Source organism: Mesorhizobium bavaricum, from assembly GCF_056781655.1.
Genome location: NZ_CM165566.1, coordinates 1,227,896 through 1,249,248, shown reverse-complemented (window position 1 = coordinate 1,249,248; position 21,353 = coordinate 1,227,896). Strand labels below are relative to the sequence as shown.

The 21,353-nt window shown below is 64.2% G+C and carries 22 protein-coding genes; 13 read left to right on the top strand and 9 right to left on the bottom strand.

The window, feature by feature from the left end:
* Positions 1–40: 40 nt before the first annotated feature.
* Entirely contained in the window at positions 41–2,128 is a 2,088-nt protein-coding gene (locus AC1RZR_RS06010) for a putative bifunctional diguanylate cyclase/phosphodiesterase (protein ID WP_481827958.1), read from the bottom strand.
* Positions 2,129–2,426: 298 nt separating this feature from the next.
* Here AC1RZR_RS06010 and AC1RZR_RS06005 point away from each other — a divergent pair, with 298 nt between their 5' ends.
* Positions 2,427–3,650: an argininosuccinate synthase gene (locus AC1RZR_RS06005; protein ID WP_477268861.1), complete on the top strand. Its 1,224-nt coding sequence runs from the start codon at positions 2,427–2,429 to the stop codon at positions 3,648–3,650.
* 5 nt (positions 3,651–3,655) lie between these two features.
* Positions 3,656–4,177: a hypothetical protein gene (locus AC1RZR_RS06000; RefSeq protein WP_477268860.1), complete on the top strand. Its 522-nt coding sequence runs from the start codon at positions 3,656–3,658 to the stop codon at positions 4,175–4,177.
* A gap of 57 nt (positions 4,178–4,234) precedes the next feature.
* On the opposite strand, the gene AC1RZR_RS05995 is transcribed toward AC1RZR_RS06000, so the two are convergent.
* Complete coding sequence (locus AC1RZR_RS05995; RefSeq protein ID WP_477268859.1) at positions 4,235–5,032, bottom strand: lytic murein transglycosylase; 798 nt, start codon at positions 5,030–5,032, stop codon at positions 4,235–4,237.
* Between the two features lie 147 nt (positions 5,033–5,179).
* Here AC1RZR_RS05995 and AC1RZR_RS05990 point away from each other — a divergent pair, with 147 nt between their 5' ends.
* From AC1RZR_RS05990 to rpsP, 7 genes are all read left to right on the top strand, one after another.
* A complete protein-coding gene (locus AC1RZR_RS05990) occupies positions 5,180–6,427 on the top strand; it encodes a flavin monoamine oxidase family protein (RefSeq protein WP_481827957.1) in 1,248 nt (415 codons plus the stop codon).
* Between the two features lie 92 nt (positions 6,428–6,519).
* Positions 6,520–7,617 carry a zinc-binding metallopeptidase family protein gene (locus AC1RZR_RS05985; protein ID WP_481827956.1) on the top strand — a complete coding sequence of 366 codons (1,098 nt, stop codon included), beginning with the start codon at positions 6,520–6,522 and terminating at the stop codon, positions 7,615–7,617.
* 62 nt (positions 7,618–7,679) lie between these two features.
* Positions 7,680–8,276, top strand: coding sequence for a DUF1236 domain-containing protein (locus AC1RZR_RS05980; protein WP_481827955.1), 597 nt, complete (start codon positions 7,680–7,682; stop codon positions 8,274–8,276).
* A 278-nt stretch (positions 8,277–8,554) separates the two neighbouring features.
* Positions 8,555–9,514 carry a CPBP family intramembrane glutamic endopeptidase gene (locus AC1RZR_RS05975; protein WP_481827954.1) on the top strand — a complete coding sequence of 320 codons (960 nt, stop codon included), beginning with the start codon at positions 8,555–8,557 and terminating at the stop codon, positions 9,512–9,514.
* A 302-nt stretch (positions 9,515–9,816) separates the two neighbouring features.
* Positions 9,817–11,418 (top strand): signal recognition particle protein, encoded by a 1,602-nt coding sequence (gene ffh / locus AC1RZR_RS05970; protein WP_477268854.1) that lies wholly within the window; start codon positions 9,817–9,819, stop codon positions 11,416–11,418.
* A 7-nt stretch (positions 11,419–11,425) separates the two neighbouring features.
* Positions 11,426–11,752 (top strand): chorismate mutase, encoded by a 327-nt coding sequence (locus AC1RZR_RS05965; protein ID WP_111544094.1) that lies wholly within the window; start codon positions 11,426–11,428, stop codon positions 11,750–11,752.
* 50 nt (positions 11,753–11,802) lie between these two features.
* The gene (gene rpsP, locus AC1RZR_RS05960; RefSeq protein WP_184872646.1) at positions 11,803–12,204 is read left to right on the top strand and encodes a 30S ribosomal protein S16; all 402 of its coding nucleotides are present in this window, start codon (positions 11,803–11,805) and stop codon (positions 12,202–12,204) included.
* A gap of 77 nt (positions 12,205–12,281) precedes the next feature.
* Here rpsP and AC1RZR_RS05955 read toward each other — a convergent pair whose 3' ends face one another.
* From AC1RZR_RS05955 to AC1RZR_RS05940, 4 genes are all read right to left on the bottom strand, one after another.
* Positions 12,282–12,545 (bottom strand): YMGG-like glycine zipper-containing protein, encoded by a 264-nt coding sequence (locus tag AC1RZR_RS05955; protein ID WP_477268853.1) that lies wholly within the window; start codon positions 12,543–12,545, stop codon positions 12,282–12,284.
* 169 nt (positions 12,546–12,714) lie between these two features.
* Positions 12,715–13,242 (bottom strand): SRPBCC family protein, encoded by a 528-nt coding sequence (locus tag AC1RZR_RS05950; protein ID WP_481827953.1) that lies wholly within the window; start codon positions 13,240–13,242, stop codon positions 12,715–12,717.
* Between the two features lie 20 nt (positions 13,243–13,262).
* Complete coding sequence (locus AC1RZR_RS05945; protein ID WP_481827952.1) at positions 13,263–13,673, bottom strand: DoxX family protein; 411 nt, start codon at positions 13,671–13,673, stop codon at positions 13,263–13,265.
* 203 nt (positions 13,674–13,876) lie between these two features.
* The gene (locus AC1RZR_RS05940) at positions 13,877–14,782 is read right to left on the bottom strand and encodes a bestrophin family protein (RefSeq protein ID WP_481827951.1); all 906 of its coding nucleotides are present in this window, start codon (positions 14,780–14,782) and stop codon (positions 13,877–13,879) included.
* Between the two features lie 191 nt (positions 14,783–14,973).
* Here AC1RZR_RS05940 and AC1RZR_RS05935 point away from each other — a divergent pair, with 191 nt between their 5' ends.
* Positions 14,974–15,381 carry an ACT domain-containing protein gene (locus tag AC1RZR_RS05935; RefSeq protein WP_477268849.1) on the top strand — a complete coding sequence of 136 codons (408 nt, stop codon included), beginning with the start codon at positions 14,974–14,976 and terminating at the stop codon, positions 15,379–15,381.
* Between the two features lies 1 nt (position 15,382).
* Here AC1RZR_RS05935 and AC1RZR_RS05930 read toward each other — a convergent pair whose 3' ends face one another.
* Both AC1RZR_RS05930 and AC1RZR_RS05925 read right to left on the bottom strand, forming a co-directional pair.
* Positions 15,383–15,835: a GNAT family N-acetyltransferase gene (locus tag AC1RZR_RS05930; protein WP_477268848.1), complete on the bottom strand. Its 453-nt coding sequence runs from the start codon at positions 15,833–15,835 to the stop codon at positions 15,383–15,385.
* Between the two features lie 105 nt (positions 15,836–15,940).
* Positions 15,941–16,975 carry an aspartate-semialdehyde dehydrogenase gene (locus tag AC1RZR_RS05925; protein WP_379094426.1) on the bottom strand — a complete coding sequence of 345 codons (1,035 nt, stop codon included), beginning with the start codon at positions 16,973–16,975 and terminating at the stop codon, positions 15,941–15,943.
* A 463-nt stretch (positions 16,976–17,438) separates the two neighbouring features.
* Between AC1RZR_RS05925 and AC1RZR_RS05920 the strand changes: the two genes are divergently transcribed.
* The 3 genes from AC1RZR_RS05920 to AC1RZR_RS05910 all read left to right on the top strand — a co-directional run bounded on the left by AC1RZR_RS05920 (position 17,439) and on the right by AC1RZR_RS05910 (position 20,880).
* Complete coding sequence (locus AC1RZR_RS05920) at positions 17,439–19,319, top strand: DEAD/DEAH box helicase (protein WP_481827950.1); 1,881 nt, start codon at positions 17,439–17,441, stop codon at positions 19,317–19,319.
* 105 nt (positions 19,320–19,424) lie between these two features.
* Positions 19,425–20,141, top strand: coding sequence for a DUF805 domain-containing protein (locus AC1RZR_RS05915; protein ID WP_481827949.1), 717 nt, complete (start codon positions 19,425–19,427; stop codon positions 20,139–20,141).
* Positions 20,142–20,208: 67 nt separating this feature from the next.
* Positions 20,209–20,880 carry a DUF805 domain-containing protein gene (locus AC1RZR_RS05910; RefSeq protein ID WP_481827948.1) on the top strand — a complete coding sequence of 224 codons (672 nt, stop codon included), beginning with the start codon at positions 20,209–20,211 and terminating at the stop codon, positions 20,878–20,880.
* Here the strand turns inward: AC1RZR_RS05910 and AC1RZR_RS05905 are convergent.
* Positions 20,870–21,352 (bottom strand): GNAT family N-acetyltransferase, encoded by a 483-nt coding sequence (locus AC1RZR_RS05905; protein ID WP_481827947.1) that lies wholly within the window; start codon positions 21,350–21,352, stop codon positions 20,870–20,872. The genes AC1RZR_RS05910 and AC1RZR_RS05905 overlap by 11 nt on opposite strands.
* Position 21,353: the final 1 nt, after the last annotated feature.

The window sequence follows — 21,353 nt, the reverse complement described above, 5'->3', positions numbered from 1 at the left end:
ACGCAACGAGGGCGCCGACGGGCGGCCACCCGCCACAATCCTATGCCAGCCTGCTCAGGCGCATCCTGGCGGGTTCCTCGGCGACGGGCCGATCGTTCGGGACATCGAGGCCTGCCGCGCTGGGGAGCAGGATCTGATCGATCGGCTTGGGTCGGCCGAGGAAATAGCCTTGCGCCTCGTTGCAACCTTCGACCTGCAGGATGGTCAGCTGGACATCAGTCTCGACGCCCTCGGCGAGCACCGGAATGTCGAGGCTTCGGCCCAGCGTCAGCACCGCCCGGACGATCGCCTTGGCCTGCGGGCTTCGCTCGACATCGGCCATGAAGGAGCGGTCGAGCTTGATCTTGTCGAAGGGAAACGAGCGCAGCGTGTCGAGCGACGAATAGCCGGTACCGAAATCGTCGATCGCGATCGTCACCCCCAGCGCCTTGATCTGGCGCAGGACATGCAGCGTCCGCACCTTGTCGGCAACGATCGTCGATTCGGTCAGTTCCAGCTCCAGGCGCTTCGGCGACAGCCCGGTCTCGACCAGGATCTGGTGGACGAGCTTGGCCAGGTCGGCATGGGCGAACTGCACCGGCGACAGGTTGACCGCGATCTTGTGGCCATTGTCCCAGGAGGCCGCCTGGCGGCATGCGGTCCGCAGCACCCATTCGCCGATCGCCATGATGGAGCCGTTCTCCTCGGCAATCGGGATGAATTCAGCTGGCGGGATCATGCCATGTATGGGATGCGTCCAGCGCAGCAACGCCTCGTAGCCGCAGGTGGCGCCGGTCGGAACCGAGGTCTGCACCTGATAGTGGAGCGAAAGCTCGCCGCGCTCGATCGCCTGCCGAAGGTCGGTGGCCAGCGCGCGGCGCGCCCGAGCCGTCTCGTCCATGGCGGATTCGTAAAAGCAGACGGCCCGCGACACGTCGTTCTTTGCCCGGTACATGGCGAGGTCGGCGTTGCTGACCAGTCGCTCGCGGTCGGCCCCGTCGCGCGGATAGACGGCGACGCCGATGCTGGCGCCAGCGGCGATTTCGAAATCGTCGAGCAGCAAGGGCTGGAACAGCGACTTCTCCAGCCTCGAGACCAGGCCGAGAAGCTCGTTCTGGTCCTTGAAGCGCTTGATCGCGGCGAACTCGTCACCGCCGAGCCGTGCGACGAATTCGCCGTCACTGGTGAGTTTCCCCAGCCGGCGGGCGACGATCTTGAGAGCCTGGTCGCCGGCCGCATGTCCCCTGAGATCGTTGATCTCCTTGAAGCGGTCGAGATCGATGACGATAACGGCCGTCATCGTGACCTCGTCCTCCCGCGCCCGATCGATCTCATGGTCGAGGCGGTCGTTGAAGGAGACCCGGTTGGGAAGACCGGTGAGGGCGTCGTTGAGGGCGAGATGCTGAAGCCGCTCGAAGCTTTCCAGGCGGCCGCGCTCATCGATCAGATAGCTGGCGAAGCCGGTGGCGGCGACGATCAGGCCGACGACGGCGACGGCGACCGCCATTGCCACGAGAATGTCGGGATTGGTGCCGGTGGTGATGAAGGACAGCGGCGTTACCGCCACCGCCGCCATCGCCGTGAAATGCAGCCCGACGATTGCCAGCACCAGCAGCCCGATGGCGAGATATTGCGACCAGCGGTATGGCCGGCGCACGGCATGGCCGACAGCCACGGCGGAGAACACCGCCGAGATGAGCAGCGAGGCGACAACATAGGAACCGTCCCACTCGACGATGCCGGCAACGTGATAGGCCATCATGCCGGTGTAGTGCATGGCCGAGATTGCCAGTCCGACGACGCATCCGCCCCACTCCGGCGCAATACGCCGGCACTTGTCGGATGCAAGGGTGAAGCCCACTCCGGTTCCGGCGATGGCGATGACCAGCGACACCATGGTCAGGACCGGATCGAAGGTGATCGGCGCGCCGGGCTGGTAGGCCAGCATGGCGATGAAGTGCGTGCACCAGATCGACGAGCCGGCGGCGACCGCGGTCAGGAACAGCCAGCCTCTCATCTGCACGCCGGCGGTTTTCCTGGCACGGTCGAAGAGGCCGATCGTCACCCAGCAGCCGGTGACACACATCAGCGCCGCCAGCAGGACAAGCCACAGATTATGCTCCGTGGCGATACATGATATGACGCGCATCAAGAACGGTCCAAGCCGGAGGGTGCCCGTAACGAAGCAGGCAAGAGCCGCCCGGCAGGTGGCCAAGGCGGATTTGTCCGCATTGTTAGCGCCGGGGCGTGAAAACTTGATTAAATGCTGCAAGTAAATGCAGCCTTTGATTGCAGCAGGTTGTTTCCCTTGCCGGCACCACCCCTCGCCATGCGCTGGACCAGAAACCATGCGCGCACGCCTGCTTGCTCGCTCTGCCTTTCCTGCTAAAAGGCCCTCCGACAATCCGTGACGCTCGGTGAGGGCGTCCGCCATCGACGGGGTAAAAATGTCCAGCGCCAAAGACGTCAAGAAAGTCGTGCTCGCCTATTCCGGCGGCCTCGACACATCCATCATCCTGAAATGGCTGCAGACCGAACTCGGCGCCGAAGTCGTCACCTTCACCGCCGATCTCGGCCAGGGCGGCGAACTCGAGCCGGCCCGCCGCAAGGCCGAGATGATGGGCATCAAGGACATCCGCGTCGTCGACGTGCGCGAGGAATTCGTCTCCGACTTCGTCTTCCCGATGTTCCGCGCCAACGCCGTCTACGAAGGCACCTACCTGCTCGGCACCTCGATCGCGCGGCCGCTGATCTCCAAGCATCTGGTCGAGATCGCCAGGGAGACCGGCGCCGACGCGATCGCGCACGGCGCCACCGGCAAGGGCAACGACCAGGTCCGCTTCGAGCTTTCCGCCTATGCGCTGAACCCCGACATCAAGGTCATCGCGCCATGGCGCGACTGGTCGTTCAAGTCGCGCACCGACCTGATCAACTTCGCCGAGCAGCATCAGATCCCGGTGCCGAAGGACAAGAAGGGCGACGCGCCGTTCTCGGTCGACGCCAATCTGCTGCATTCGTCCTCCGAGGGCAAAGTGCTGGAAGACCCGTGGAGCGAGCCGCCGGAATTCGTCCACCAGCGCACCGTTTCGCCGATGGACGCGCCGGACGCCGTCACTGAGATCGAGATCGAATTCCTCAAGGGCGATCCGATCGCGCTCAACGGCAAGAAACTGTCGCCGGCGACGATGCTGGCGGCACTCAACGATCTCGGCCGCGACAACGGCATCGGCCGGCTCGATCTGGTCGAGAACCGCTTCGTCGGCATGAAATCGCGCGGCGTCTATGAGACGCCGGGCGGCACCATCCTGATATCAGCCCACCGCGCCATCGAATCGATCACGCTCGACCGCGGAGCCGCCCACCTCAAGGACGAGTTCATGCCGCGCTACGCCGAGCTGATCTACAACGGCTTCTGGTTCGCGCCCGAACGCCTGATGCTGCAGGCGATGATCGACAAGAGCCAGGAAGACGTCGAAGGCACGGTGCGCCTCAAGCTCTACAAGGGCAACGTCATCGTCACCGGCCGCAAGTCGAAGAAGACACTCTATTCCGATGCGCTGGTCACCTTCGAGGACGACCGCGGCGCCTACGACCAGAAGGACGCCGCCGGCTTCATCCGCCTCAATGCGCTGAGGCTGCGTACGCTGGCGGCACGCAGCCGCAACAAGTAATCCGGATGCGCGGGCTCGGTCGATGCCTGGCGCCGCTGGTTTTTCTGGCGACGCCAGCGGTGGCCGAGGATTTCGACCCGGCCTCCCTCGACCTTGCCGCGCTGATCGAATGCCGGGCCGACGTGCCGGCCTATAACGGTTTTGGCTTTTGGCTGGCCGGCGAGCCCGGCGCCGCGGAGAGGCTGGGCTGGAAAGAGGTCGCGGCCGGCAATCCGTTCCTCATTCAATACGAGTTGCCGACCAAGATTCGTGTCTTCGGGCGTGAGACGGCATCCATTGTCTTGACCGCAACCGGGCCGATGGCCGTGTTCGAAGGCGTTGCCGCGCCGGACCTGGCCAGAGAGCTCGATGTCCCGGCGACAGTCTCGACACCGGACAAATTCCTTGGCGAGAAAATTATTGTCGAAAGCACAGAGGACGCCAGCGGCGTCAACCTCGCCACGCGCATCACGCTCAACGTCTCGACCGTCGAGTCACACCCCGGCAAGACGCTGGCCGGCTGCTCCTACGCGCTCGACGTGAAATGAAAAGCCCGGCGCATGGCCGGGCTTTCTGTCGAAAAAACAAAGAGATAGAGAATCCTATCAGTCGCCGTCGATCGCCGTGGCAATGCGAGCGATGGCCTGCTGATAGACGCTGGCGGAATTCCAGCCGGCAATGGCGCCGAGATTCGACTGCGCACTCGCGCCGGCCCGCCAGCCATGACCCTTGAGGAAGTTGGCGGTGGAAGCCAACGCGGTGGCCTTGTCGCGCAGGTTTCCGCTGCCGACGCCATACTTCAAGACATTTCCGGGCAGGAACTGCGTGTGGCCGATCTCGCCATGCGCGGCGCCGACCGACGAGGCGGTCAACGCTCCACGATCGACCAGCTTCAGGGCTGCAATGGCATGCGGGTAAAAGAACTCCGGGCGGCGGCAATCATAGGCAAGCGTCAAAATGGCAGAAACCGTATTCTGGTTGCCCATGGCCGAACCGAAGCCGGTCTCCATTCCCCAGATGGCGAGCAACACACCTGGCGACACGCCGTAGTTGCTTTCGATTTTGCTGAACAGCGCCGCGTTCGATTTCTTCAGCGAACGACCCTTGGAAATGATCGCGGCGCCGCCACGGCGCTTCATGAAATCATCCACCGAGCCGCTGAACGCCTTGTGAATGCCGCGGTCGACGCTAATCGTCTTCGTCGCGTAGGTCGCGCCAGCCAGCGCGGCCAGACCTTTCGGGCCGACACCTTCGGACTTGGCCTCTGCGGCGAACTCCGGCTTCCAGGCTTCGAAACCGGCGCCGGTCTTGCCACAGCTGGCCGCCGCCTCCGCGCCCGTCGCCAGCGCAAGCACCGCCACCACCGAAGCCACAAAAATCTTTCCCTTGGCAAGTAATGCCATGCTTTTCTCTCCTGATTGCCTGAATCACGTCCCGGTTGCGAATTTGCCAGCGAAACCCGCACTTGTCACTGTCTCTGCTGCAGTGCTGGCGAATGCCGGGGAATTTGCCTACGATCAAGTGAATATTGTGGCGGGGTCGAAATAACCATGGAAGACGTTGATGTTGTGATCATCGGCGCCGGTTCGGCGGGTCTGGCTGCGGCCAGGACCTTGCAGGCAGCCGGCCTCTCCTTCAAGCTGCTCGAAGCGATGGGCCGCATCGGCGGCCGCGCATGGACCAGCGACCAGCATTTCGGCGTGCCCTTCGATATCGGCTGCGCCTGGCTGCATGCCGCCGACCGCAACCCGTATTTTCCCGAAGCCCGGGCTGCCGGCTGGACGCTGCATCATCACGACATGAATGTCGACCATCTCTACTATCGCCAGCGCAAGGCAAGCGAGGACGAGGAAGCGGAGATGAAGGCCGCCGACGCGCGGTTGTTCGAACTGCTGGCCGGGCATGAAGTGAAGGAGGGCGACGACGACCGGCTTTCGGCGCTGCTCGCAAAGGGCCACGCGCCGCGCGCCGCGGCCACCTTCGCCGGACCGATGGATTTCGGCGCCGATGAGGACGAAATCTCGATCCGCGACTTCCAGGCCGCCGCCGATCTCGACCCCAACTACTTCAGCAAGGAGGGCTTTGGCGCGCTGGTCGCCCGCTTCGGCGCCGACCTGCCGGTCGAATTGTCGACGCCGGTGCGCAAGATCCTCTGGGACGTGCCTGGTGTCGCCTGCGTCACCGATCGCGGCACCGTTCGCGCCAAGGCGGTCATCGTCACAGCCTCGCCGGCGGTGCTCGCCTTCGAGGAGATCGAATTCTCGCCGGCACTTCCCGACACGCATTTTGGAGCCTTCTTCGACCTGCCGATGGGCATGCTGACCAAATTGCCGGTCGAGATCCGGGGCACGCGGCTTGGGCTGCAGCCCTTCGACGACCTTCTGATCGAACGGATGGCCAGGCATGACATCTATTTCCTGTGCTTTCCCTTCGATCTCGACCTGATGGTCGGTTTCGTCGGCGGCGATTTCGCCTGGGAAATGTCGGCGGCGGGCGAGGCGGCGGGCATCGATTTCGTCGTCGACCGGCTGTGCGGCATTTTCGGCGGCGACACACGAAAGCACGTGGCGCGCGCCATGATGACCAATTGGGGTGGCGAGCGCTTCGTGCGCGGCGCCTATGCGGCGGCCCGCCCGGGGCGTTCGGCTGCGCGCGCCGCGCTGATGCAGCCGGTGGCCGACAGGATCTTCTTTGCCGGCGAGCACCTCGCCGGTCCGCTGATCCAGACTTGCGGCGGCGCACGGCTGTCAGGCGAAGCGGTGGCCAGACAGGTCGCCGCGCAGCTTGCGGCAAAATAGCCCCGATCGAAGACGGAACGCCGGCCGGCGGTTGGCCGTTGGGCACCTGCCGCCGCGCACCTATATGCTGGCTCTGAAGGTTCGAGACCGACATGAAACTCTTCGACTGCCCGCATTGCGGCCACCGTCTCTATTTCGAGAACGCCCAGTGCCTGAATTGCTCGAGCCTCGTGCTCTACGATCCCGAGCATGCGCGTTTTGCCTTGTCGGGTGTCGACGGCATCTTCCAGTGCATCAACGCCGACGAATGCGCCTGCAACTGGATGGCCGAGCCGGGACAGGCCTTTTGCCGCGCTTGCGTGCTGAACCAGCTGATCCCGGATCTCTCCGTCGACGGCAACCGCCGCCGCTGGATCCGCGTCGAGGCGGCGAAGAAGCGCGCCATCTATTCGCTGCTCGCCTCAGGGCTGCCGGTCGCGCCCAAGCAGAACCCTGCCGACGAGATCGGCCTTGCCTTCGACTTCCTGGCCGATCCGATCGGCGGCGGCCCCGGCGGCGAGCGCATCCTGACCGGCCACGACAATGGTCTGATCACGCTCAACGTCGCCGAGGCCGATTCCGCCGAGCGTGAAAAACGGCGCGTCGAAATGGGCGAGAACTATCGTACCTTGCTCGGCCATTTTCGCCACGAACTCGGCCATTACTACTGGGATCGCCTGATCCGCGACGATCCGCAAAGGCTGGAGGCTTTTCGCACCTTGTTCGGCGACGATCGCGCCGACTACGAACAGGCGCTGAAGACCTATTACGCCAATGGCGCGCCACCCGACTGGCAGCAAAGCCACATCTCGGCCTATGCGACCTCCCATCCATGGGAAGACTGGGCGGAAACCTGGGCCCACCATTTGCACATCACCGACACGCTGGAAATGGTCCACGCGCTGAACTTTCCGCTCGGCCGGCTGGAGACCGTGGAGGCCAACGACTTGCCGCAAGGCGACACCGGCGGTGGACTGCAGGCGGCGCCATCGGAACCGGCCGCAGCACCCGAGCCTTTCGAAAAGATCCTCGCCCGCTGGCTGGTGCTGTCGGAGGCCTCCAATTCGATCAACCGCTGCATGGGCCTGCCCGACCTGTACCCCTTCGTCATTTCGGACGTCACGGCGCGGAAATTGGCCTTCGTTCACGACCTTCTGACCGGTTTGCCGCAAGTTGCCGGAACAAATCGTGAGTTGGCGGGGGCATTTTAGCGGGAACGCATGCGCCGCTGCTCCGTTTTCGTGGCGAGGGATCATGAAAACGGAGAGAAACCATGAAATCCGTATTGTTTCCCGCGGTCGCCGGAATGCTGACGATCATGTCGGGCGCCGCGTTTGCCGACACCGCCGTATCCGCCGTCACCGATCTCAACGTGCGTGCCGGCCCCGGTCCGCAATATCCTGTGATCGGCGTGCTCGCCGCCGGTCAGTCGGCGACGCTCAATGGCTGCATCGAAAACAGCAAATGGTGCACCATCGCCGAAGCCGGTGGCCAGGGCTGGGTCTATTCCGACTATGTGACGGCTGATTTCGGCGGCAGCCGGGTGGTGCTGACGCAGCGCCCGCACGGATCCAGCATTGCCGTCGTCGCGCCGCCGGACGGCTACTCGACCGACTACACCGGAGCGATCATCGCCAGCGATCCGCTCAACGACGCCTTCCCGCCACCTCCGACCGAAGTCAGAACCTATGTCGACACGCATCGGCTCGACCCCGTCTATCTCGACGGCGAGGTGGTGACCGGCGCGACCTTGCCCGACACCGTCGAGCTGCGCGAAATCCCGGACTACAACTACCGCTATGTCTATGTGAACGGCCAGCCGGCGCTGATCGATCCGCAGACGCGGCGCATCATGTACGTGGTACGCTGACGCTGACGGGCTGACCGCTGCCAAGCGCAGCGGCGGTCGCCCTTCTCGCCGTGTCGCCACATCGGATCGGTCGGTGCGAATCGTCGAAGTCGGCGCTGCCTCTCATTGCCCTGGCCGGGCATTTCTTCCCGTAGAGCGGGAGAAAGACGCTCGCCGGCACGTCCGCGCCCTTTTTTGCAACTCTGGTAGGGCGCCAACGGTCTCCGACCAGGCACGATTGCGCCCAGGACGGCGATCCCCTAGATCATGCGACCTGAAGCACTTGCCCGGGAATTCGTGTGATCGACCCTGCCGCCTTCGAACGCTACCGGCATTCGCCGAACGCCAGGACGACAGTGCCGCGCCTGTTCCTGGGAGCGGCGATCGTGATCCTGCTCTGGGCCGCAACGACCGTGGCCGTGCTGATCGGCGGCACCTACCTCTTCCTTACCTGGCAGGCATCGGCGGCTCCGCCACCCGAAGGAGCGATGCAGGGGTTCCTCGCCTCGCCCATCGGCATCCTCACCGCGCTTACCTCTTTTGCCGGCATCTGGATTGGCCTTTGGATGGCCATGCGCTGGGTGCATGGCGAGCCCCTTTCGGCGCTCTTCGGTGTCAGCCGTCGCGTGTCGCTGTCAGGCTTCGTCAAGGGGCTGATCGCGGTGCTGATAACCTCGCTCGTGTCGGAGATCCTGCTCTATCTGCTGCAGCCCGAGATCGCCCGTGGCCCGATCAGCCTGTCGTCCTGGCTGCTGTTCCTGATCCCGATCGTCGCCCTCACCTTGCTGCAGACGTCTTCGGAGGAGGTGCTGTTCCGAGGCTATCTGCTGCGCGGTTTGGCCAACCGGTTCAGGAGCCCGTTCATCTGGGCGCTGCTGCCGGCCCTGCTGTTCACTTCGCTGCATTGGAGCAACAGCGCGTCGCCCGCCATCAGCGCCTGCGTACTGGCCTCGATCGTCGCTTTCGCGCTGCTGCTGACGGTTGTGGTCTTTGCCACCGGCAATCTCGGAGCTGCCTTCGGCGCCCATCTCGGCAACAATCTGACCGGATTCCTGCTCATCTCGCATCAGCAGAGCTACAATTCCTTCGCCTTGTTCGGCGCCAGGCCGCTCGAAGGACCGGGCTGGACGACGTCGGATGCCGCTCTCATTGCCTTCATCGGCATCGCCTGCAGCCTGCTGACGGTTGTACTGCTCCTGCATCCGCGCTCACCGCTGAACGTCGCGGCCAACAGATCGGAAGCGAGCAGCGCGAACTGATTCTGGCTCGGCGCGACACGATTGGCACGGGCATCACCCAGGCCTTGTCTTGACTCTGCCGCCGATTTCCTGTCTACACGCCCCGAATTCCGCGACGAGTATCCCTCCGAGCAAGCCGACCAGGACGCCGAAACCTCTAGGGGTGGAGTGCTGTAAATCGATCCTGGAGGCCAACACCCGGCAGCGCTGAGCGCCCCCGGGTGCTTTTTGGTTTTGGCTTTTGCTCGCCATGAGACTTGGACACCTGGCGCGAACGCATTACCTCTCCGGCACCATACGGGTGCCAGGGAAAAGGAAAACGAATGTTTGAATCGCTACAGGAACGTCTTGGTTCGATCCTGAACGGCCTGACCGGTCGCGGCGCGCTGTCGGAGGCGGATGTCTCGGCAGCACTTCGCGAGGTGCGCCGTGCGCTGCTCGAGGCCGACGTGGCGCTGGAAGTGGTGCGCTCGTTTACCGACAAGGTGCGCGAGAAGGCCGTCGGCGCTGCCGTCGTCAAGTCGATCAAACCCGGCCAGATGGTCGTCAAGATCGTCCATGACGAGCTGGTAGAGATGCTCGGCGCCGAAGGCGTCGCCGTCGACCTCAATGCGCCGGCGCCGGTCGTCATCATGATGGTCGGCCTGCAGGGCTCCGGCAAGACGACCACTTCGGCCAAGATCGCCAAGCGCCTTTCCGAGCGTCAGAACAAGAAGGTCCTGATGGCCTCGCTCGACACGCGGCGCCCGGCCGCGCAGGAGCAGCTCCGCCAGCTCGGCGAGCAGGTCAAGGTGGCGACGCTGCCGATCATCGACGGCCAGTCGCCAGTCGACATCGCCCGGCGCGCCGTGCAGGCGGCCAAGCTCGGCGGCCACGACGTCGTCATCCTCGACACCGCCGGCCGCACCCATATCGACGAACCGCTGATGGTCGAGATGGCCGACATCAAGAAGGTGTCGAGCCCGCACGAAATCCTGCTGGTCGCCGACTCGCTCACCGGCCAGGACGCCGTCAACCTGGCCAAGAGCTTCGACGAGCGCGTCGGCATCACCGGCCTTGTGCTGACCCGCATGGACGGCGACGGCCGCGGCGGCGCCGCTCTCTCCATGCGCGCCGTCACCGGCAAGCCGATCAAGCTGATCGGCACCGGCGAAAAGATGGACGGGCTGGAGGAATTCCACCCCAAGCGCATCGCCGACCGCATCCTCGGCATGGGCGATATTGTCAGCCTGGTCGAAAAGGCCGCCGAAAACATCGACGCCGAGCAGGCGGCGGCGATGGCCAGGAAGATGCAGTCGGGCAAGTTCGATTTGAACGACCTCGCCGGCCAGCTTCAGCAGATGTCGAAGATGGGCGGCATGGGCGGCATCATGGGCATGATGCCCGGCATGGGCAAGATGAAGGACCAGATGGCCGCCGCCGGTCTCGACGACAAGATGTTCGGCCGCCAGCTCGCCATCATCTCGTCGATGACCAAGGCCGAGCGCGCCAATCCCGATATTCTCAAACACTCGCGCAAGAAGCGCATCGCCGCCGGTTCCGGCACCGACGCTGCCGAGATCAACAAGCTGTTGAAGATGCATCGCGGCATGGCCGACATGATGAAGGCGATGGGCGGCAAGGGCAAAGGCGGTGGCCTGATGCGCGGCATGATGGGCGGCCTTGCCTCCAAGATGGGCCTCGGCGGCATGATGCCGGGCATGGGCGGCATGGGCGGCGGTATGCCCGACCTGTCGAAGATGGATCCCAAGCAGCTCGAAGCGCTGCAGAAGCAGGCACAGGCGGCCGGCCTCGGCGGCATGAAGGGCCTGCCCGGCGGTCTTCCAGGCGGCGGTGGCCTGCCCGGTCTGCCTGGCGGCATGAAACTTCCGGGGCTTCCCGGTCTGGGCGGCGGCGGGCTGCCCGGCCTTGGCAAGAAGAAGTGAGGACGCGATGAACGAAGAAAAGGACATGGCCGACGCACGTACCATCCTGGCCGACTATCGCGCCTCGATCGACAACATCGACGCAGCCCTCATCCACATGCTGGCCGAGCGCTTCCGCTGCACCAAGGCGGTTGGCGTGCTGAAGGCGACGCATGGGCTGCCGCCGGCCGACCCGGCGCGCGAGCAGCAGCAGATCGCCCGCCTTCGCCAGTTGGCGAAGGATGCACATCTCGACCCGGATTTCGCGGAAAAATTCCTCAACTTCGTCGTCCGTGAAGTGATCCGCCACCACGAACAGATCGCCGCTTCCAACGGCGTGATGAAAGCCGGCTGAGTAACCAGCCACAACCAACTAACGAAATCAGAGTTTTTAGGAGAAAAGAAATGCCCTTGAAGATCAGACTGGCCCGTGCGGGCTCGAAGAAGCGTCCTTACTACCACGTCGTCGTCGCCGACGCCCGTTCGCCGCGCGACGGCCGTTTCATCGAGTCGCTCGGCTCGTGGAACCCGCTGCTGCCCAAGGACGGCGAGCGCGTCAAGGTTGACGCCGACCGCGTCAAGCACTGGCTGTCGCACGGCGCCCAGCCGACCGACCGCGTGCTGCGCTTCCTCGACGAGGCCGGCATTGCCAAGCGCGACGCCCGCTCCAACCCGAAGAAGGCCGAGCCGGGCAAGAAGGCGCAGGAACGCGCCGCCCTTTTGAAGAAGGCGCAGGAAGACGCCGCCGCTGCCGTCGCGGCCGCCGCAGCTGCACCGGCCGAGGCGGAAGCCGCCACCGCCGAATAAGCATTGCCTTATCGCATCCAGGAAACGGCGGGCCCAGGCCCGCCGTTTTGCTATTTCGACGTCTTTTTAGGACGCGATCAATAGCCCTGAGGGCAGCGCGCGACATAGACCCGTCCATAGCGGTCGCGGTAACGGCAGCGATCCGGTTCGCTGGCTCTGCCAATCAAAGCGCCTGCCACGGCACCAACCGCGCCACCGACGACGGCGCCTTCCACCGGGTCGTTTGCTACGGCCGCGCCAATCGCAGCGCCGCCAAGGCCGCCGACAGCAGCGCCTTTTTCCGTTTGCGAGCATGCGGCAAGCGGCACCAACAGGGCCATTACAAGCATCGTTTTCTTCATTGTCGTTCCTCTCCTAGCAAGACAGACCTCCGCCGCCAGTGAGTCTCTAACTCCCGACCCGGCGATTTGATCCAAGGAGAGGAAAAGGATTGCCGGCTCAGGGATTGACCACGATCGTTTGCCAATGATCCCAATCACTGCCGTGCTGCCAAAATCCTGGCAGGGCACGTCACTTTTCGCCGAGGCGCTTCAGATTGGCGAGGCCGGCCTCGAAATCCTTGCCGATCAGCGTGTCGAAGTTCATGAACAGGCCCATCAGCTTGGCGATGAAGGGCCGGCTGCCACGCATCGCCCAGCTAACGCCGGTGTTATCGCCGGACGGCGTCAGGATGAAGTCGACGCTGTTGTTGGCCCTGAACGGCTTCTCGAAATCGAGCTTGAGCGACACCCGCGAGGACGGCACCGAATTGGTGATTTCCATGCGCCCCTTGCCGGCCTTGGCATTGCCATCCCAGGCATAGGCCGCGCCCTTGCCGCTTGTCGCGCCGGACAGCGTGCGCTTCATCTCAGGGTCGAGCTTTTCGTATGGCGACCATGTCGGCCAGCGGTTGAAATCGTTTATCAGCGGAAAGATCGCTTCCGGCGGCGCCTCGATGCTGGCCGAGCGGGTGACGACGAAATCATCAGGCCGTGTCGCGGCGTAGATGAGCACGGCGGCAATCAGGACCAGCAGGACGATGGCAATGGTGGTGAACATCTTCTTTTCCTTTGCAAATCTTAACGAGAAAACGGGATCAGCCCGCGCACCCGGGGGTCGCGCAGGTACAGGCCGCCCCAAAGGATGACACCGAGATAGACGCCGAACAGCGTGTGCGAGAACAGCGGATTGTCGACACGCACATTGGTGGCGATGGCGCCGCCCATATAGGCGGTGAGCAGGATGGCGCCGAGCACCGCTGTGCGCGGCAAGGCGTAGAGCGCGGTCGAGACCAGGCCGATGACGCCGAGCATGCGCGCGACATTCGCGTCGGCCGGCCAGCCAAGCGGCACCATGGTCTGGGTGACGATGTCGAGCGGCGGCAATTTGATGACGCCGTCGAAGATCATGAATAGGACGATGACGGCGCTGAGCGCGCGGCCGGTCCACAGGGCGCCTGATGAGACGGGCGCGGTTTCGGAAATGCTCATGGTGTTCCCTCCTGATGTTTCGAGCCCTTTTCACTGGGTCGAACCAAGGACGCGGCATGGGGTGGCAATCCTACAGGGTCCGGATTTTTTTGGCGCCGTAACGGCAAAAGAAGGCAGCGATGCAGATTGAGCCATGTAGCGATACTTCGCGCCAGCGTTCGCGCTTCACATTGCGGCGGCAGACAGAACGCCGTGTCGAACACCTACGAAAAATAGAACTTCTCGGGCGGCAGCATTTTCGGTGGCGTCTCGCCGAGCGCCTCGAACACCGAGATCTCGCAGACACGGCACAGACCGTCGAGGGCGAGGTCGTTAGCCTCGGTGCCGAACGGATCCTCCAGCTCTTCCGACAGCGCATCGAGGCCGAAGAAGGTGTAGGCGATCAGCGCCGTGAACAGTGGCGTCGCCCAGCCGGTGCTCGAGATCAGGCCGATGGGCAGAAGCAGGCAGACGATGTAGGCCGTGCGATGCACCAAAAGCGTATAGGCGAACGGCAAGGGCGTGCCGGCGATCCGCTCGCAGCCGGCCTGGATAGCGGTGAGCGATGCCAACCTTTCATCGAGAATGCGGAAGCCGATCGGATCGACCTCGCAGGCCCGGCGCTGCGCGTTGGCGCGGCGGCCCATGCGCCTGACCATCTCGTCCGCGGGGTTGGCGAAATTGGCGGCCGTGTCGGCCTCGGCGGCAATGAAGGCGCGAGCGTCCTTCATGCTGTCGATCTTGCGCAACTGGCCGCGCAGGAAATGACAGAAGGCAAGCGCCTCCATCAGCAGCGCACGCTGTTCGGCCGGATCGGCGATGAGGCTGGTGGTGGCGCGCGACAGATTGCGGATTTCGAAGACCAGCGTGCCCCACAGCTTGCGCGCCTCCCACCAGCGGTCGTAGGCGGCGTTGTTGCGGAACGACAGATAGATCGACAATGTCACGCCCACCAACCCGAACGGCGTGATGTTGAAGACACTGAAATCGAGACGGAACTGGCGCGCCACGGCAAGAATGACCGCGGAATAAAGCGCAAAACCCAGGATCTGCGGCAGGATGCGTGGCACCACCGAGCCGCGCATGACGAAGAACAGCTGCAGGAACGTCGGGCGCGGGCGAACGATCATGGGGAGGCCTTTCACGGACCGGCACTGGTCTCAGCCTTTCTATTGTGCGAGGCAACAGACGGGCAAGCTCAGCCGTCAGCGACATCGCCATGTCGCCCGTGCAGCGCGTGTCGGCTTTCGGCACCCGCCGGTCGCGGATATGAGAAGCATGTGGGCTGCGGCCCGTTCCTGCATCGGACGAGAGAAGACAAATGACCGGCGAGACCGATCTGAAAAAGCTGCTGGCGACAATGACGCCGGAACTGCTGGCCGGCACCTATGTCTTCGTCACGCTGGCGCCTGGCGTCGCCCAGCCGGAAGGCCTCGAACCGGTGATGGTGTTTCGCGAACGCGAGGGTGTGACGCTGATCTTGCATGAGGATGCCGCGAGGAAAGCGGGGCTGACCGCTTCCTTCCGCAGTCGCATGGTGACACTGAACATCCATTCGTCGCTGGAAGCCGTCGGCTTCCTCGCCGCCATCACCACGCGGCTGGCTGCTGCCGGCATGGGCGTCAACCCGGTCTCGGCTTTCTACCACGACCATCTGTTCGTCCCCGCCGAGCGGGCGGAAGAGGCGCTGGAACTGCTGCGCCGGCTGGCCAAGGACAACGCCGGCTGAATCAGCGCCTGCGGACATAGAGGAGGTCCGGCAGGCCTTCCTCGTTGTTGGTGCCGTCGCCAAAACCCTCGGCAATGAACCCATGCCGCTCATAGAAGCGCCGGGCGCCGGTGTTGGCTTGGAAGCAATGCAGCTTGACCACCGGCAGGGCGGCGGTCGCGTCCGTCAGCAACCGGCTGCCGATGCCGTGTCCCGTCCGGGCCGGCTCGAGATAGAGCTGCTCCACCCATTCATTGCTGACGGCGATGAAGCCGACAGTCTCCTTGCCGGCCTCGGCGACCGTCACCTGCTGCCCTGGCAGCACAATGTCGCGGATGAAGGCAAGATCCTCGTCCGGCGTATGCAGCACCGGCATCCAGTCGAACGCGCCAAGCGCCGCCCGCAAAAGCCGTGCAATGTCAGCTGCATCCGAGCCGATGGCCGGACGCAGCACGACTTTAGCGCTATCGCTCACAATTGATCACCAATCGGCCAAAGGCCGAGCCCGCGGGCCACCGGTCGTCCGGCGCCCCCGCGGAGGGCCCGCCGCGGCAGCGGCGATACGGCCCGTGAGCGAAAACTAAGCCGCCTTCTTCTTCGGCTGGATCAGGCCGCGCTCGACCAGCAGCTCGGCGATCTGCACCGCGTTGAGTGCCGCGCCCTTGCGCAGATTGTCGGAGACGATCCACATCGACAGGCCGTTGTCGATGGTTGAATCCTCGCGGATGCGCGAGATGAAGGTGGCGTCCTCGCCGGCCGATTCCAGCGGCGTGATATAGCCGCCGTCCTCGCGCTTGTCCAAGACCTGGCAGCCCGGCGCCTCACGCAGGATATCGCGCGCCTCGTCGGCGGTGATCGGCTTCTCGAACTCGATGTTGACCGCTTCCGAATGGCCGATGAACACCGGCACTCGCACGCAGGTCGCAGTCAGCTTGATCTTGGGGTCGAGCATCTTCTTGGTCTCGGCGACCATCTTCCACTCTTCCTTGGTGAAGCCGTCGTCGAGGAAGACGTCGATATGCGGAATGACGTTGAAGGCGATGCGCTTGGTGAACTTCTTGACGTCGACGCTGTCGGCGACGAACACGGCGCGCGTCTGCGTGAACAGCTCGTCCATGCCTTCCTTGCCGGCGCCCGACACCGACTGGTAGGTGGCGACAACGACGCGCTTGATGGTGGCGAAATCATGCAGCGGCTTCAGCGCCACCACCAGCTGCGCCGTCGAGCAGTTCGGGTTGGCGATGATGTTCTTGCGCGTGAACAGCGAGATCGCGTCCGGGTTCACTTCCGGCACGATCAACGGCACGTCCTGGTCGTAGCGGAAGGCCGACGAATTATCGATGACAACGCAGCCCTGCTTGCCGATCTTCGGCGACCATTCCTTGGAGACATTGCCGCCGGCCGACATGATGCAAATGTCGGTGTCGGAGAAATCATACTGGTCGAGCGTCCTGACCTTCAGCGTGCGATCGCCGAACGACACTTCGGTGCCCTGGCTGCGCCGCGACGCCAGCGCCACGACTTCACTCACTGGAAAGCCGCGCTCTTCCAGTATGTTGAGCATTTCCCGGCCTACATTGCCCGTGGCGCCGACGACTGCAACCTTGAAACTCATAAAGATCTCCTGTCCCTCTCCGCTCGGTTTTTGGAGAAACCCCGCCGGCCGATGCGGGTTTCAACCCCCGGGCCGGACCCGGGAGAGGGTGGTTAGGCCAAGGGAATCAGACCGTTTTGGTGGTCGTTTTGCCAGTTTTGGCCAAGAACATGGTTTTGCTGGAACGAGGAGACGCGCCGACGCGCCCGGCCCAATGATTTGCATTGTGGCCAGGGAAATCGAATGCAAGAACCGCCATCAAAAGGCCGCGCATCGAAAACTGTCCTGTTCGGTGCCGGCTTTTACGCGGTTTGCGTCAAGAGTCAATCACTGCCAGCCGCCCGCTTTCCCGCGTGCCCTGTACAATAGCGGCTGCGCGAAGTACGAACGGCAAGATCGTTCGGCTCGTGGCGCTGTCAGATGGCGCTCGCCGACGGATGACCCATTGCCGGGCATACAAGAATCCGAATTCCGAAAGAGTAAGATGTCCAACTTCGAAGCTATTGTTCCAGCGCTTGCCAGGGCGCTGGAAAAACGCGGCTATTCCGAACTGACGCCGGTGCAGAAGGCGGTTCTGGCTCCCGAGCTCGGTGAGGCGGATGCGCTGGTGTCGGCACAGACCGGCTCCGGCAAGACCGTGGCCTTCGGCCTCGCCTTGGCGCCAACCCTGCTGGGCGGCGCGGAGCGCTTTGCCCATGCTTCGGCGCCGCTGGCGCTGGCGGTGGCGCCGACGCGCGAGCTGGCCTTGCAGGTGACGCGCGAGCTGGAATGGCTCTACGAGCTGACCGGCGCCACGGTGGCGTCCTGCGTCGGCGGCATGGACATGCGCAGCGAGCGGCGTGTGCTGGAGCGCGGAGCCCATATTGTCGTCGGCACGCCCGGCCGCCTGCGCGATCACATCACGCGGCACTCGCTCGACATGTCGGCGCTCAAGGCCGTCGTGCTCGACGAAGCCGACGAGATGCTCGATCTCGGCTTTCGCGAAGACCTCGAATTCATCCTCGACGCCGCGCCGGCCGAGCGCCGCACGCTGATGTTCTCGGCCACCGTGCCGCGCTCGATCGCGACGCTCGCCCAGGGCTACCAGCGCAATGCCGTGCGCATTTCGGCCGCCGGCGAGGAAAAGCAGCATCTCGACATCGAATACCGGGCGCTGAGCGTTGCCCAGGCCGACCGCGAGAACGCCATCATCAACGTGCTGCGTTTTTATGAGGCGAAGAACGCACTGGTGTTCTGCAACACGCGTGCCGCCGTCAACCATCTGACCGCGCGCTTCAACAACCGCAACTTTTCCGTCGTGGCGCTGTCGGGCGAACTCAGCCAGAACGAGCGCAGCCATGCGCTGCAGGCGATGCGCGACGGCCGTGCCAAGGTCTGCATCGCCACCGACGTCGCGGCGCGCGGCATCGACCTGCCCAATCTCGAGCTGGTGATCCACGCCGACCTGCCGACCAACCCGGAGACGCTGCTGCATCGCAGCGGCCGAACCGGCCGCGCCGGGCGCAAGGGCGTCAGCGCGCTGATCGTACCCAACAGTGCCCGCAAGCGCACCGAGCGGCTGCTGCAGAATGCCGGTCTCAAGGCGACATGGGCCAGCCCGCCTTCGGCCGACGACGTTATCCAGCGCGACGACGAGCGCATCCTTGCCGATCCGGCTTTCGGCGAGCCTGTGAAGGACGACGAGCGCGGTTTCATCGACGCGCTTCTCGCCCGGCATGGCGCCGAACAGGTCGCCGCCGCTTTCGTGCGCCAGTGCCGCGCCAGCCGCTCTGCACCTGAGGATCTCATGGAGATCGCGCCGTTCACGCCATCGCGTGAAAAACTGGCGGGCGAAAACGTCGCGCGCCGGGACGAAGCGCCCAGCCGCCGCGAGGATTTCGGCGCCAGCGTCTGGTTCTCGCTGTCGATCGGACGCCGGCAGAATGCCGAGCCGCGCTGGCTGATCCCGATGCTGTGCCGCGCCGGCAGCATCAGCAAGCGCGAGATCGGCGCCATCAAGATGCAGCCGGAAGAGACCTTCGTGCAGATCGCTGCCGATTGGGCCGACCGCTTCCTGGCGGCGATCGGTCCCGATCTCAAATTGCAGAACAACATCGTGGTGAAGCGGTTGGACGGCACGCCCGACCTGTCGCGGGCCGGCTATCAGCCGCCAAGCCCTGACAAGAAACCGCATCGCGGCAAGGCGCCGTTCGACCCCAACGCACCGAAGCGCAAATTCGAGAAGCGTGCGCCGGCACCCGCATCGGCCGACCAGCGCCCCGCCGGCGCCTTCGCGGCAAAGCCCTGGGCCAAGAAGCCGGGCAAGCCGAAGTTCGAAAACACCGGCGCGCCGAAGCACAAGAAGGCGAAGAAGCGGCCCTCGTAGGATCCGGAAGCTGCTTCATCCGCCGCAGTGACGGCAGCCACGGCCTTGCCGATGGGCTCGGCCCTGTGCCACATCTTGGCCGGGACGTGGCGAGAGGGGTGGCAAATGCGCGGCGAAGTGCTTCACTATGACGAGGATCAGGGCTTCGGCTTCATCACCGGAGCCGACGGCAACCGCTACACCTTCACCCGCGAGAGCCTGCGCCGGAAAACCGCCATGCCCAAGGGCACGGCCGTCGAGTTCCAGCCGGGCGGCGGGCAGGCGCGAGACGTCTTTTCGATCGCCGTCCAGTCCGCAGCCCCGGCCGTCGACGCCGGCACGAGCGCTGCACAGCCTCAAGCCGGCCATAAAGCTGCCGCCGCTGCATCCCAGGCACAGCATTTCGGCCGTTCCTCCGAGCCTGCCGAACCCACCGATTTGTGGGGCTATTTCTGGCGCGGCGTGACGCGGAACTACTTCAACTTCGCCGGCCGCGCCCGGCGCAAGGAATATTGGGGCTACTGCCTTTTCTGGACGGTTTGCCTGCTGATCATTGGCGGCATCGGCCTGTTCACCGATATGGATATGGGCGATTTCGACAGCGATGTGTCGGCAGCGGTAACGGTTGGGCTTTGCGGCACCTTCATTTTGGCGACGTTCTTGCCCAGCCTCGGCATGATCGTGCGCCGGCTGCACGATATTGGCGTGACGGGCTGGCTCTGCCTGGTGATCCTCATTCCGACCATCGGCAGCCTGATCATCCTGGTCTGCGCGCTGATTCCGACGCAGGCCAGGGAAAACAAGTGGGGACCGGTACCGGCGGGCGTCAGGCTTTTACCATAACGTGTATATTGCAATCATCGGCAATCCTGAGTAGTATTTGTACGACGCAATGTGAGAGGGGCGGCGCATGCGCGGCACGGTGTTCCACTACGACCAAGACCAGGACTTCGGCTACATCAACGGAATCGACGCCAAGCGCTATACCTTCGCTCGTAGCGATCTGCGCCAGGACGTGGCCCTCGTCAGGGGCGCTCTTGTCGAGTTCGAACCGGGCGACGGTACGGCGCACAACATAGTCGCCGTGGCCTCAACCGCACCGTCGTCAAGCACCGCTCGGCCACGGCAGACAGGACGTTCTGCCCGAAGCCGGCCCGCCTACTCCACAGGGCTGTGGGCTTACTTCTGGCGCGCGGTGATTGCGGATTATAGCAATTTCAACGGACGCGCCCGCCGCAGGGAATTCTGGGCTTTTTGGCTGTTCTATATTCTCGGGATGTTCGCGCTTTTCGGCTTCGGGATACTTGTTGACCTGGCGATCAACGGCTTCGAAACCAATGCGGACAGGACGCCGATGGGGGTCATAGGGTTCATACCCGTCCTGGCTTTCTTTTCGGGATTGATCCTGCCATCGATTGCGCTCGTCGTGCGGCGTGTGCATGACGCCGGTCAGAGCGGCTGGTTTGCCCTGCTCTGCTTCATCCCACCCATTGGCAGCGTTGCGTTGCTGGTCTTCGGATTCATACCGTCTCAGGTGGGCGACAATCCCTGGGGGCCAGTGCCGGCGGGCGTCAAAATCTAGCCGCCTTCAGCGCTTCGCCTGAAAGCCTGAGAAAGACCTTTTGGCCGTGGCGCTCGGCGCCAAGCCGGTCATAGAAACGCAGCGCGCCCTCGTTCCAGTCCTCGGTGGTCAGGTCGATGCGGCCGATGCCTTCGCGCATGCAGTGGCCGGCGAGAAAGCCGATCAGCGCCCGGCCGACACCGGCGTTACGGGCACCGTCCCGCACGAACAGGTCCTTGAGGAACAGCAATCGCTCGAGATCGATGCCGGGATGCGCGATCGCCACCGAGGCCAAGCCGCTGACCTCACCCTCGACGAAGGCCAGCGCGAAATGCGGATAGGCCGGGCTTTCCTCGCCGAGCCATTTCCGCGCCGCGGACAAGGCGCGGTCGGCAGCAAGAGGCGGCTGCCGGTAGTGAACAGCCATCTCGCACAGCATATCGGCGAGCGCCGTCGCGTCCCCGGTCGTCGCCCAGCGGACGTCGACCGCCACG